12 protein-coding genes and 1 pseudogene are annotated in these 12236 nt (G+C 37.0%); 7 read left to right on the top strand and 6 right to left on the bottom strand.

The window, feature by feature from the left end; genetic code table 11:
• Window positions 1–57: 57 nt before the first annotated feature.
• Window positions 58–933 (bottom strand): LysR family transcriptional regulator, encoded by an 876-nt coding sequence (locus JP39_RS06300; protein ID WP_041501828.1) that lies wholly within the window; start codon window positions 931–933, stop codon window positions 58–60.
• A 126-nt stretch (window positions 934–1059) separates the two neighbouring features.
• Between JP39_RS06300 and gap the strand changes: the two genes are divergently transcribed.
• Together gap and JP39_RS06290 are read left to right on the top strand one after the other, a co-directional pair.
• Entirely contained in the window at window positions 1060–2088 is a 1029-nt protein-coding gene (gene gap, locus JP39_RS06295) for a type I glyceraldehyde-3-phosphate dehydrogenase (RefSeq protein WP_041501829.1), read from the top strand.
• Between the two features lie 576 nt (window positions 2089–2664).
• On the top strand, window positions 2665–3915 hold the full coding sequence (locus JP39_RS06290) for a GH25 family lysozyme (protein ID WP_053085040.1): 1251 nt from the start codon (window positions 2665–2667) through the stop codon (window positions 3913–3915).
• 131 nt (window positions 3916–4046) lie between these two features.
• Here JP39_RS06290 and JP39_RS06285 read toward each other — a convergent pair whose 3' ends face one another.
• Complete coding sequence (locus tag JP39_RS06285) at window positions 4047–4457, bottom strand: iron-sulfur cluster biosynthesis family protein (protein WP_041501830.1); 411 nt, start codon at window positions 4455–4457, stop codon at window positions 4047–4049.
• A gap of 424 nt (window positions 4458–4881) precedes the next feature.
• Here JP39_RS06285 and JP39_RS06280 point away from each other — a divergent pair, with 424 nt between their 5' ends.
• Window positions 4882–5844: an alcohol dehydrogenase catalytic domain-containing protein gene (locus JP39_RS06280; RefSeq protein WP_041501831.1), complete on the top strand. Its 963-nt coding sequence runs from the start codon at window positions 4882–4884 to the stop codon at window positions 5842–5844.
• A 370-nt stretch (window positions 5845–6214) separates the two neighbouring features.
• On the opposite strand, the gene JP39_RS06275 is transcribed toward JP39_RS06280, so the two are convergent.
• Together JP39_RS06275 and JP39_RS06270 are read right to left on the bottom strand one after the other, a co-directional pair.
• Complete coding sequence (locus JP39_RS06275; RefSeq protein WP_041501832.1) at window positions 6215–6622, bottom strand: iron-sulfur cluster biosynthesis family protein; 408 nt, start codon at window positions 6620–6622, stop codon at window positions 6215–6217.
• Between the two features lie 133 nt (window positions 6623–6755).
• On the bottom strand, window positions 6756–7640 hold the full coding sequence (locus JP39_RS06270) for a LysR family transcriptional regulator (protein ID WP_041501833.1): 885 nt from the start codon (window positions 7638–7640) through the stop codon (window positions 6756–6758).
• A 108-nt stretch (window positions 7641–7748) separates the two neighbouring features.
• Here JP39_RS06270 and JP39_RS06265 point away from each other — a divergent pair, with 108 nt between their 5' ends.
• The 4 genes and pseudogenes from JP39_RS06265 (at window position 7749) to JP39_RS06255 (ending at window position 9861) form a co-directional block, all read left to right on the top strand.
• Window positions 7749–8612, top strand: coding sequence for an aldo/keto reductase (locus JP39_RS06265; protein WP_041501834.1), 864 nt, complete (start codon window positions 7749–7751; stop codon window positions 8610–8612).
• An 81-nt stretch (window positions 8613–8693) separates the two neighbouring features.
• A pseudogene (locus tag JP39_RS12885) lies at window positions 8694–8789 on the top strand (hypothetical protein); the annotation flags it as partial.
• Window positions 8790–8996: 207 nt separating this feature from the next.
• Entirely contained in the window at window positions 8997–9218 is a 222-nt protein-coding gene (locus JP39_RS12880) for an LbetaH domain-containing protein (RefSeq protein ID WP_255312355.1), read from the top strand.
• Between the two features lie 22 nt (window positions 9219–9240).
• Window positions 9241–9861 carry a putative quinol monooxygenase gene (locus JP39_RS06255; RefSeq protein WP_053085039.1) on the top strand — a complete coding sequence of 207 codons (621 nt, stop codon included), beginning with the start codon at window positions 9241–9243 and terminating at the stop codon, window positions 9859–9861.
• A gap of 217 nt (window positions 9862–10078) precedes the next feature.
• On the opposite strand, the gene uhpT is transcribed toward JP39_RS06255, so the two are convergent.
• Together uhpT and JP39_RS06245 are read right to left on the bottom strand one after the other, a co-directional pair.
• Window positions 10079–11467: a hexose-6-phosphate:phosphate antiporter gene (gene uhpT / locus JP39_RS06250; RefSeq protein ID WP_174795701.1), complete on the bottom strand. Its 1389-nt coding sequence runs from the start codon at window positions 11465–11467 to the stop codon at window positions 10079–10081.
• Window positions 11468–11737: 270 nt separating this feature from the next.
• Complete coding sequence (locus JP39_RS06245; RefSeq protein WP_041501836.1) at window positions 11738–12145, bottom strand: hypothetical protein; 408 nt, start codon at window positions 12143–12145, stop codon at window positions 11738–11740.
• Window positions 12146–12236: the final 91 nt, after the last annotated feature.

The following is a 12236-nucleotide window of genomic DNA, read 5'->3' as shown; positions in this document are numbered from 1 at the left end:
TCAATCACAAAAATGCGATTGATTTGGTTGGTTATGTATTAAAATATTTTTTAAAAGCTACTCCAAAACAGGCTCTTGACTATCTGCAAATTCTTTTAACATTTTGATAAACTCTTCAAATGGACGATTAACAAAATGGTCTTTTCGATAAATGAAGTCTAACTGAACTGTTGAGAATTCTTCTGGCAATTCTGTCATATATAGTAGATTTCGATCAACGTATGATTGAGCAATTTTCTTGGGAACGATGCTGATACCAAGTCCGGCACAAACGCTTGCCATAATGGCGTCTAGATAGTTGAATTCGATGGGATGATGAAGATTAATGTTTTGTGAGTGTAACCAATCTTCAGTAGTTTTTCGATAAATGCAACCAGTGGTAAAGACTAGAAATGAAGCCGTTTTTAAATCGGGTGTTTCGGGACTGGCTGATATTAGGCAAAGTTCTTCAGTAACCAATGGGATTGAAATGAGTTCCTTTTTGTCGATATTTTCACCCACTACAGCGCCGTCTATTTCATAATCGAGCACTTGTTGGACGTTATTCGAAGGATTGCCTGTTTCAATGGCTAGGCGAACTTTGGGAAATTTACGATAATATTCAGTCAAAATTGGTGGTAAGAAAGTGGCTGAAGCTGACTGTAATGTCCCGATGCGTAAGTGACCTTCGACTTTCGTAGGGTGTTTCATCTGGTTGATAGTGTCCTCTGTCATGTCAACGATACTGCTGGCACGTTTGTAAAACTCTTTACCTGCGTCAGTCAAAATAACGCCACGGTTAGTTCGATAAAAGATGGTTGTTCTTAAGTCGGTTTCTAATTGATGGACCCGAGCTGAAATATTTGATTGAGCGTAACCCAGTTGTTGTGCTGCACCAGAGATACTGCCGGTTTGAACGATGGCGATAATCATCTTAAAAGTGTCAATATTCATAATTTTTCTCCTGATATCATTATTTGATATGGTAGCATTCGTTTTCTCATAGTTTATTATATACCAAGTTGACCTTATACTGTGTTTGTAAGTTAAGAGAAAGAAGAAATCACAGGAGGAAATATTATGACAACAAAAATTGGTATTAATGGATTTGGTAGAATCGGACGTTTAGCATTTAGAAGAATTGCAACTTTGCGTGATCAAGGTAAGACAGATCTTGAGGTCGTTGCTATCAACGATTTGACATCACCACATATGTTGGCTCACTTGTTAAAATACGACACTGGTCATGGTAACTTTAAGATTGATTCAATCACTAATGAAGATGACGCAATTGTCGTTGATGGTCAAAGAATTCCTGTATATGCTGAAAGAAATGCCCAAGATTTGAAATGGGTCGGCAATGACGGCGTTGATATTGTTCTTGAATGTACTGGTTTCTATACATCAACTGAAAAAGCTCAAGCTCACCTTGACGCTGGTGCCAAACGAGTTTTGATTTCAGCTCCATCTGGCCAAATGCCAACTGTAGTTTATGGTGTTAATGAAGATATTTTGACAAACGATGTTCGGATTGCTTCAGTTGGTTCATGTACAACTAACTGTATCGCACTTTTGGCTAACGCTGTGAATAGGGAATTTGGTATCAAGGCTGGTTCCATGACAACTATTCACGCTTATACAGCTACTCAAATGCTACAAGATGGCCCAGAACGTAACGGAAATGTTCGTGCCGCTCGTGCTGCTGCTCAAAACATTATTCCTCATTCAACAGGTGCTGCTAAAGCTTTGGGATTGGTTATTCCTGATTTACAAGGTAAGTTGGATGGACATGCTCAACGTGTTCCCGTAATCTCAGGATCAGTTACTGAATTGGTAACGACTCTTGATAAAGAAGTAACAGTTGATGAAGTGAACGCAGCTGTAAAGAAGTATACTGATAATTCAGAGTCATTCGGATTTAATGATGATGAGATTGTTTCATCTGATGTAATCGGGACAAGCTATGGTTCAATCTTTGACCCAACACAGACACAAATTGTTGGATCAGGCGCCAGCCAAGTTGTAAAGACAGTTGCTTGGTATGACAATGAATCAGGATTTACAGCTCAAATGATTCGTTCACTTGAAAAGTACGCTAGTTTGGATTAATTGAAGGATGGCCGTCTCCAGAGCTGAGAAGTATTTCGCCTGCTGTGCGGACCGGTCCGAGCCAAAAATCGGTCTCGAACCTCGGTTTGAAGCCTTGCAAAGAGCGCAAGTCTCCAAACTCGCCCGGTGGTGTAATTGCTAAAGCAATAACGCCACTTCCACTGCTGGTGAATACTTCTCAGCTCTTCCGACTAGTTTATCTGTATACTACTAATAAGTCTGAATATATTGGCTTTTGACTATTATACTTAGATAAGATAATTCAAAATAATTAAGCAAATGGATAAGGGGAATGGAAGCAACAGGTAATATTCTAAGTTATCCAATGACAGACCTCATACTCCTTTCTCCGTAGGTACTACCAAAAAATGTTATCAAAATAAGGAATGAATTCGACATTATGAATTCATTCCTTATTTATTTTGTTAATTATTAGATTATATTTTTACTATTTAGTTACATTTTAATAACAGAATCATTACCATTTTTATACAGGTATGTGACTTTGACTTATTTTTCTAAAGATAGACCTATACTTTTTTATGTTGTCGAGGCAACAAAAGGGAGAAGAGGTTTATGGTTTTGAAGAGAAGATTTATTGTAGCTTTGACTACATTCATGTCTTTGTTGATTGTGTTCTTTGGTGCTACAACTGTTGATGCGGCCCGGAGCGATATGGTTGACGTTTCGAATTACAACGGTGCTATGACTGTTGCTAATTTCCAAGACATGCACAATAATTACGGTGTCAAAGCAGTAGTAACGAAGATTAGTGAGGGGACCTCGTTTAAAGATGTTACGGCTGCTAATAATATTGCGACAGCTCAATCTGCGGGGATGTATATTAGTGGCTATCACTACGCACATTACAGTTCTGTCAGCGGTGCGATTGCTGAAGCTGATTATGCCGCAAGAACAGCTCAAGCTGATGGCTTACCTAAAGGGTCAGTATTGGTAGCTGATGTTGAAAGTTCTGAGCAGAGTGCTAGTTCGGTATCGCAGAATAATGCAGATAACGCAGCATTTATGAATGAAGTAGCTAAGTATGGTTACCGTTCAACAATTTACACGATGGGGTCTTGGGTTGGTTCCGTTATGAATGTTAGCCAAGGTTGGATTGCATCATATCCATATGATCCTACTGGTCAAGATTGGTATACTTCAAATCATGGCTGGCAATGGTCAAGTACATCTACCTTTAGTGGTAGTTATGGAAACTTTGATGTTTCTGAACTGTACGATAGTTTCTTTACAAGCTATCAATCAACAACTGGTTCAACAACTACTACGACAGGCTCAAGTTCAACTAATAGTGGTTCAACTTCCACAACTGGTTCTTCCAGCAGCACAACAAGCTCAACAACGGTAAGTGGGACTTCAGTTATTAATGTCAACAATGCCTCCGGAAACTTTGTACCATTAGTTTCAATTAGTAGTGATGGTGGTACTGTTCAAACGTTGAGCAGTCGTGCCTTGAGTAATCATTCTTCATGGCAAACTGACCAGACTAAAACAGTTGGTGGTGTAGCTTATTATCGTGTCGCTACCAATGAATGGGTGGCAGCCAATTATTTAACTGGTGGCAATTCAAATTCTAGTCAAAGCAGTTCAACTAATAATTTGAGCGTTATTAAAGTTAAGAATAGTAATGCTAGTTTTGTTCAGTTGAAGGCCTTGCAAGATGATGGAACTATGAAAGATGTTACTAACCGTGCTTTGGGAAATAATACTTCATGGCAAACCGATCAAACTAAAGTTGTTAGTGGTGTGACATATTATCGTGTTGCTACTAATGAGTGGGTTGCTGGTAGTTATATTATTAGTTAAATATTCCGTCTATAAAGTCGGAAAATATTCAAATATCTTTTAATTCAGTATATATTTTAAATACAAGACAAAAATAGAGCCAAGAAATCCAACAAAGATTTCTTGGCTCTATTTATTTTCAAATAACTTTATTAACAAATTTTATCGCCTAAACTAAGCATTTTTTCACGGCGTTCTGCGGCTGTTTCTGGTTTAACATTTCTCCAGTCAACAACTGACAAAGCACCATCGAGAATACCACTGTTGTCTTTCAAAGCTAGGGCATTGTGCCAAACGGAAATGTTTAAGCCATTAGTTGTCAAATCAGCATCGTTTTCTGAAGTGAGCAAGTTATAGCCGGCATCATTTTCCACTTTAATGGTGTAGTTTGGATCAGCTTCGTTAAGAATTACTAATTGGAACTTGTCACCGATAGCACAGCTGCCACCGAGACTTGAGTATTTATTTGAGCCATCGTCGGTTGTAAGAAGGATGACTGCATCTGTAGGAACGTTTTTATTATCTAAGTATGTTTTTGCTTCTGGTTTGATATCGATTTTCATGATTAAAGGTCCTTTCCACTACAATTATTTATTAGCTTGTGTAAAACTAATTTGTACAAAACCTTTATTACAATATATAATTTACAGCACATTAATCAAAGATACAAATAATTTGCCTAAGGCTGAAACCGATAGTGATTTTACGTTGGAATGACGGGAACCACGTGAGTTGATAGGTAATTAGTCTGAAATGATTTGAAGAGTTCTTCAATAGAGATACAATATAGTTATATTAAAAATAATAATAATGTGTCAGAAAGAAAAAAACCATGTCTGAAAATAATGAAACTAATCCATACTGTCATGCAGGAATGACTTGTCACGACGGTTGCTACTGTTCAAGTGCTGACGGAATTTGTCATTGCCCAATGATCAGTGATGAAAAATGTGCTTGTGATGGCTATTGTGGAGTTAAAAAGTAGTTATGAAGGCAGCTTATATCAATCAAGTTGGTGGAATTGATGAAATAAGGATTGGTGAGCTACCAATGCCTGAATTACATGACAATGAAGTGATGATCAAAACTTTAGCTGTATCAGTCAATTTTGTGGATACATTTGTCCGTTCAGGTGGCTTCAAAACTGCGATGGATTTTCCATTTGTAATTGGTCGCGATGCGGTCGGAACTGTGGTTGAAGTTGGAAAAGCTGTTGCGGGGTTTCACAAAGATGAATTAGTTTGGACTAATAGTATGGGATATGATGGTCGACCTGGAACCACCAGTGAATTTGTGGCTGTTCCGAAGTCAAGATTATATTCTGTTCCTGAAGGCACTAATCCTATCAAGCTGGTAGCTTCAGTTCATTCTTCAGCAACAGCGGCCATTTTATTGGCAGATATATTGCAAGTTCAGTCTGGAAATAAAATTCTAATAGAGGGTGCTGCCGGTCATGTTGGAACAAAATTGGCGACATTAGCCAAATCGTTAGGATTGAAGGTTTTGACAACCAGCAATATTCGTGATTTTTCAAAGTTAAAATCTTTGGGTGTCAGTGAATCTTATGATTATCATGACTCGATTTCAGCAATTACTGATAAGTTTGAATATATAGTTGATACTTCTGGAAAAGTTGACTTGCAGGATAATTTGGCAAAATTAACATTGCATGGTCAAGTTGGATTGATAACGGCACCCAAAACCAATCAATTTACGTTTGATGTTCGTCAAATGTACACGAGTGCACAAGCAATTAAGGGATTTGTTATCAGCCATGCATCAGTTACGCAGTTGCAACATGCTAGCGAGTTGTTAAATGATAATTTTTCTGCTGGTAAACTGTTGGACGATGAAACTCTGCAATTACCAATGGAAAAAGCGGCATCAGCGCAAGAGATGTTAGTTAATGGGAATACCAAGGGTAAAAAGATAGTTTTAACATTCAATTAAATTTATTACGCATGGTGCTAGTTGATAGCCTATTACAAATATTTCATAGTCTAAAATTGTTTGAATGCTTTCACGTTCAACTAATAACGATTAATTAGTCGGAAGAGCTGGGAAATATTTGTGTGCTGTGGTAGTGGTATAAGTACGGAAGGAATCTTCCGTACTTATACCACCGGACGTGTTTGGAGACTTGACGAATTGTGTCAAGGCTTCAAACCGAGGTTCGAGACCGCATTTTGGCTCGGGCCGTTCCGCAAAGCTTGAGAATATTTCCCAGCTCTGGAGACGGTATACTTAACTAGCACCACGCGTAAATTCATTGTATAAAAATAGACCTATAATCATTGTCGATTATGGGTCTATTTGCTATTTAACAAATTTGGTCTCCTAAAGTAACCATTTCGTTAAGACGGTCTTTTTCTGATTCAGGACTGACATTGCGCCAGTCAATAACGGCTAGGGCATTGTCGAGAATTCCACTCTTATCGCTTAATGTTAGGGTTCCGTGATCAAATCCGATGGTTATATTATCGCTTACTAAGTACTTTTCCGTTTCAGTCATGCTCAATTGGTAGTTGGCATTATTTTCCACATTAATGTTGAAATGCTCATCTGCTTGGTTCAAAATAATTAATTGAAATTTATCGGCTAGTTCACATGTAGCACCGATACTAGAATATTTATTTGAGCCATCGTCAGTAGTTAAAATAACGGTACTGCCACTGGGAATTTTATCTGCTAAGTATTGTAGTGCCTCAGGTTTAAAATCTGCTTTCATAATTAAGATACCCCCATAATTGATTTTGAAAAATTGTTTCGTGTAAAATCGATTCCTCATTTACAATTTAGTTCTTGAGAATAGTTTTGACAAATTATTAGCTCAATTAACCAATTTGTCGGACAATGTTTTTTTATTGAATTGATAATTGTGCTTTGAGAAAATTAATAAACGTCTGTGCGACTTCACTTAATGGTGAACCTTTCCGCCAGATTAAAAAGTGCTTGAGTTCACGTTTGGGTTCAAGCGGAATGAATTTTAATCTACTATTAACTGGTAATTCAACGCCTGATATACAGACGAGTGTACCTAGACCGGCCTGAGCCAAATATATAGCATTAGTCAGAAGATTATATTCAGCTACAATTTGTGAAGAGATTTCTTCTGCCTGTAACCAATCGAATAACTCATCACGAACTAGTTGCCGGTGGGGGATGATTAACGGTTGATCCTTTAAATCACTAATTGAGATTTTCTCCTGTTGCCAAAGAGGGCTGTCTTGGTTAACAGCAATACCCCAAGAGTCTGTAATGGGCAATTTTAAATAATGGTATTTAGCGGTATTAATAGGAGTCGAAACGAACCCAACCTCCAATAATCCTTGGTCAAGTCGTTCTTTAATGGAGGTTCCATCCGCATCAAATAAGTCAAAAATTACATTTGGGTTTTCTTGATGAAAGTTGATCAATTGGGGTGTTAAGAATTTAGTTATCGTTGATTCAACACTTCCAATCCCAAGTGTACCAGTCAGTTCATCATTATTGATATTTCTAACCAGTTGATTAGCTCGATCCAATTCAATTAAAATCTGTTGGACGTGTAATTGATATGCCAATCCGGCTTTTGTTAAAACCATTCGATGTCTTTCACGCGTAAAGAGTGGAGTTTTCAAGTCTGCTTCCAGCCGTTGGATTTGACGACTGAGCGTTGGTTGTGCCACGTGTAATTCACGAGCTGCTGCGGAGACAGTTCCTAATTTGGCAATGGTTAAGAAGTAGTTTAAGATTCTCGTTTCCATATTTTGACCTCACAATACAATTTGGGTATAGTCATGTATTCATTATAAATCTTTTACATATATAGATGATGGGATTAACCTAGATATTGTAAATAGGGGGTAAGGCAAATGATTCCGGTGATTCAATTAAATAATGGTCAAAAGATGCCCCAAGAAGGTTTTGGGACTTTTCAAATAACGGATTTTGAAACATGTAAAAATGCTGTCTTAAAAGCGTTAGCTTTGGGGTATCGGTTGATTGATACAGCTCAAGTTTATCGAAATGAGCGAGCAGTCGGAGCAGCTTTGAAGTTAACGACTGTACCACGTGCTGATATTTTTGTCACGACCAAAGTCTGGTTACCATTTTTCGGGGATGATGTTACAGCACAATCCGTGGAAAATTCATTGCAACGAATGGGATTGGATTATCTAGATTTGGTATTGTTACATGAGCCATACTGTGATTATTACGGTGCTTATCGTGACTTGGAAAAGCTGGTAATGGTAGGTAAAATTAAGTCAATTGGAGTTTCTAATTTTGACGCGGGTCAGTTGTTAGACCTGAGTCACCAAATGAAAATTACTCCAGCAGTTAATCAAGTAGAATTAAATTTGTATCAGCAACAAACTAATTTAAGAAAATTTCAAACTGAGAATAAAATTGTGATTGAAGCATGGGCTCCATTGGGTGAAGTTAATGGCTCGATTTTACAGGAACCAACCGTTTTACAAATTGCAAAAAAATATCACAAAACTTCCGCACAAGTACTATTGCATTATTTAGTGCAACTAGGCGCTGCAATAATTCCTAAAGCTGTCCAAGAAAGTCATATGCGTGATAATTTAGCTATTTGGGATTTTGATTTTTCGGCGTTAGAAATGCGGCAATTGGCAATTCTAGATAAGAAGAAATGGCTTTCCCCAAATAGACGCGCGCTTAGTAGTACCAAGCATTATATGGATTTAATTGATGAAGGTTTAGATTATTAAGATGAGGAGAATTATTTTATGACAATGACAGAACATGAGAAGCTTTTAGCCGGAAAGGACTAAGATTATCGTGATCCAGAATTACAAGCAATGTTAAGTAATGGTCGCAAACTTGTTAAACAGCTCAACGATTCAACCGATCCAACCGAAAAAGCAGCTATTACGCAACAATTATTTAATAAGGTTGGAACTAGATTGACAATTAATGGTCATTTTGAAGCAATTTATGGCAAACATATCAGCTTTGGTGATGATGATTTTATCAATGGCAACTGTTTCTTCCAAGATTCTAATTTAATTACCTTTGGCGACAGAGTTATTGTCGCTCCTGATACGAAATTTTACTGTGGCGAACATGCACTGGATGCTACAAAACGTTTTGGCGTGCGTGCAGATGGCAGCCGTTATTTAATTACTTATACTGAACCAATCACGGTTGGTAACGATGTTTGGATTGGTGGCAATGTGACAGTTATTGCGGACGTAAATATCGGTAGTAACGTTATTATCGCTGCTGGTGCAGTCGTTGTGAAAGATGTTCCTGATAATAGTATTGTCGGCGGTGTTCCAGCCAAAGTTATCAAGACGTTAGCTCCATTAAAATAATTGTATTGAAAGTGGGAAAAGCATGAAGTTAACTGAGGCACCAATTTTAAGAATGTATCATTTAACCATTAATGGGGCAAAACGGGCTGAATTTCTCACTGCCGGTGTTCATAATTTATTAACGTCACATGAAGAAGAGCCTGGTACGTTAGCGATGTATGCTACACATTTGGATGATGCCGGTATTGATAATTTTGTGGTAGAGCTATATCAAAATAATGCTCAATATGAAATTCATGCTAACTCTCCACAATTTAAGGCCTATGGGCAAGTTGCTCAGAAAGTTGTCACTGATAAGAGTATGCAGGAATTGCATCCACAATTTTTGAGGACAAATGATGGCGATTTAGTTGTCAGTGAGCAGAATGATTATTATTTGAAACTCACGAATTTTAGTATTAGTGCTGATATGGTTGTAAAATTTAAAGACGAACTCAAAAATTATCATCCGGAATCAACGGTTTATCTGGCAACAATTGATTCGTCAGAAATTGAATGGCTGAGTTTAGAATTAGTTAAAGATGGTTCTGAATCGAAGCTTGATCAAAGTATTAAGCAATTCTCTAATAAATCAGATATTAAATTATTAAAGGTAGATGCGTTGGTAAGTCAGGCTAAAGTAGAATTTATGGAACTGAAATGACCAACAGAGTAGATAATTAATTTATTTATGTGAGGGTGATACAATGGTAAAACGTTTAGTATTTATGGATCTTGATGGAACCAATTTACTTTTGTGATTATGTTCGTACTAAATATTTTTTTTCCGCTTAAAACAAACGAGACTAGCAATCCACAGCCGGATTACTAGTCTCGTTTTATATTAATTTTTGCGTCAAAATTTGAACACTTTTAGTACATTATTTATTAATTGAAAGTTGTTGACGAATGCGTTTTTCCTCTCCAATAGCAATTATTGCTAAGACGATAATACTTAAAATTACAGCTAGATAGAAGACAATGAATGTATCATTCCAACCGTGTAAGTTCATACCCAACATTGATAGGCCATTAGCTTTAGGATCAGCGATTGCAGCAAATCCAACTTGTGCCATTAGATCACCAAAGATGTAAGCAAAAGTACCAGTTAGACCATCAGAAACATTCAAGGCATTTTTGGGAACAAAGCTGATAACAGATACACCAATCAATAATTGTGGACCATAGATCAACATTCCTAAGAAGAATAGTGAAGTGTTAATCATCATCGGAGTTGTACCATAACGATATCCTAAAACGACAAAAGCCGTTAAAGCTAAACAGATAATTGATACTACGGCTCGGCGTCCTTTTAGAAGATCAGAGAACCAGCCCCAGACAACACTACCGATAATTCCACCTAATTGGAAAAGCAACAAGGTATTAGCACCTTGTGCAACGGTAAAGTGAAGTTGTTGAACAGTATACAATGGTGCCCAATTGACAATTCCAATTCTGACAACGTAGACGAAGACGTTTGCAATACAGAGTAGCCAGACCCAAGGACTTTTCATAACAAAAGTCTTAAAAATATCCCACTTACTCATTTTTGCGGCTGATTTATCAGCTTTTGAAACGTTTTCTCCAAAGATAACTTCACTGGAATCCCAGCCTAATTCTTGAGGATCATCGGCTCCGAAAAATAACCCCCAGAAACCAACGATTAATCCGATAACGGCAGGGAAGATGAACATCCCACCAACATTACCACTGAATAAATGATTAGCACCCCAAAGTGCAATGACACCAGCAACCGCACCTCCAAATTCGTGAGAAATATTCCAGATACCAATATAACGTCCACGAGTTGTCGTTGTTGTCCAACGAGAGATAGTGGATAGTGAAGCTGAACCACCGGGTGATTGGAAGATACCGTTTAATGACCAAAGAACCAAAATCAAACCAACCGGAGCTTGGTTCATTAATAAAGCAACACCAATAATTAAAGTCATAATGGCGGCTAAGATAAGTAAGAATGACATGAACCGTTTAGTATTCTTACCGTCGACTACATAACCTAAAACGGTTTTTCCAATTCCGTAAGCAAGAGAGAATCCGTAACCAATCCAACCTAAAGCAGTGGTTGAAATACCTTGCTTAACCAAAAGTGGTTGTGCAGCTGACAAGTTATTCCGTATCAAATACATACAGAAGTAAACTAAGAAAACAACCAAGAAGGACTTGAGAAATTCCTTGAACCACCGACTTTTTTGTTCATCAATGGAAAGCCCTAATTTTGCAGGTCGTTTTAAATCGAAATAATGTAACATTAAAAGCATCTCCTCAAAAAAATTATTGAATTAAGTAGAGTGGGAATCAATTTGAAATATATTTCGTGATAATAATGAAGGGTGAAAATTAAAATGTTGTAAATTGGTCTGCAACTGGTACTTAATTCACTTTAATTTTAGTTTATCGAACCGGTTCGATACCAAGGGCAAAATAAAAAAACATGTCAAATTATCAAAAATGACATGTTTTTTGGACTATTATTTAGTTTAAGATAATAATCTATTTCACGAGCAACTTTTAACCTTTATTTACCATACAAATTTCAAGTGTGCATTAGTAAAATAATCCTCATGAACTGGTGTCAAAATAACTATCGTAATGAAACTGACTAATAATACAGTTATTAAAGGTAGCTGAGAAAGTCGAGAAACCGCCAAATCCCCCAAAATGATTGCAAGGTATTGTAGTAAAAGACGATATGGGTGATTGTGGAGTACGTTCAGATATTTAATTTTTCTATACTGTTTGGCATCAAAACGTTTCTCCGTCCAAAACCACATGAGCGGAATGAAAACAAACAGATCAACTATGGCCAAAATGAAACTAAATGACCATTGATAAAACATATTTAAATCTAAGAAATAAAGTTTATTTACAAATATATTCAGTGCAAAAACAACTATTAGAAAGAAAGAATGTTTACGTAAGTATGACATGGTTTTAATCCTCCCGTTATTATCGCTTTCATTAATATAATTGTATAGCTGATATGAGTGCAATAATAGGATTTCTAGATATTATTTCATT

Origin of the sequence: Companilactobacillus heilongjiangensis, assembly GCF_000831645.3 — a bacterium.
Lineage (GTDB): Bacteria > Bacillota > Bacilli > Lactobacillales > Lactobacillaceae > Companilactobacillus > Companilactobacillus heilongjiangensis.
This window is presented reverse-complemented; position numbering and strand designations above follow the sequence as displayed.

Bases quoted from the DNA above. Each gene is read 5' to 3' on its own strand.
- JP39_RS06300 (WP_041501828.1), bottom strand. From the start codon at position 933: ATGAATATTGACACTTTTAAGATGATTATCGCCATCGTTCAAACCGGC.
- gap (WP_041501829.1), top strand. From the start codon at position 1,060: ATGACAACAAAAATTGGTATTAATGGATTTGGTAGAATCGGACGTTTA.
- JP39_RS06290 (WP_053085040.1), top strand. From the start codon at position 2,665: ATGGTTTTGAAGAGAAGATTTATTGTAGCTTTGACTACATTCATGTCT.
- JP39_RS06285 (WP_041501830.1), bottom strand. From the start codon at position 4,457: ATGAAAATCGATATCAAACCAGAAGCAAAAACATACTTAGATAATAAA.
- JP39_RS06280 (WP_041501831.1), top strand. From the start codon at position 4,882: ATGAAGGCAGCTTATATCAATCAAGTTGGTGGAATTGATGAAATAAGG.
- JP39_RS06275 (WP_041501832.1), bottom strand. From the start codon at position 6,622: ATGAAAGCAGATTTTAAACCTGAGGCACTACAATACTTAGCAGATAAA.
- JP39_RS06270 (WP_041501833.1), bottom strand. From the start codon at position 7,640: ATGGAAACGAGAATCTTAAACTACTTCTTAACCATTGCCAAATTAGGA.
- JP39_RS06265 (WP_041501834.1), top strand. From the start codon at position 7,749: ATGATTCCGGTGATTCAATTAAATAATGGTCAAAAGATGCCCCAAGAA.
- JP39_RS06255 (WP_053085039.1), top strand. From the start codon at position 9,241: ATGAAGTTAACTGAGGCACCAATTTTAAGAATGTATCATTTAACCATT.
- uhpT (WP_174795701.1), bottom strand. From the start codon at position 11,467: ATGTTACATTATTTCGATTTAAAACGACCTGCAAAATTAGGGCTTTCC.
- JP39_RS06245 (WP_041501836.1), bottom strand. From the start codon at position 12,145: ATGTCATACTTACGTAAACATTCTTTCTTTCTAATAGTTGTTTTTGCA.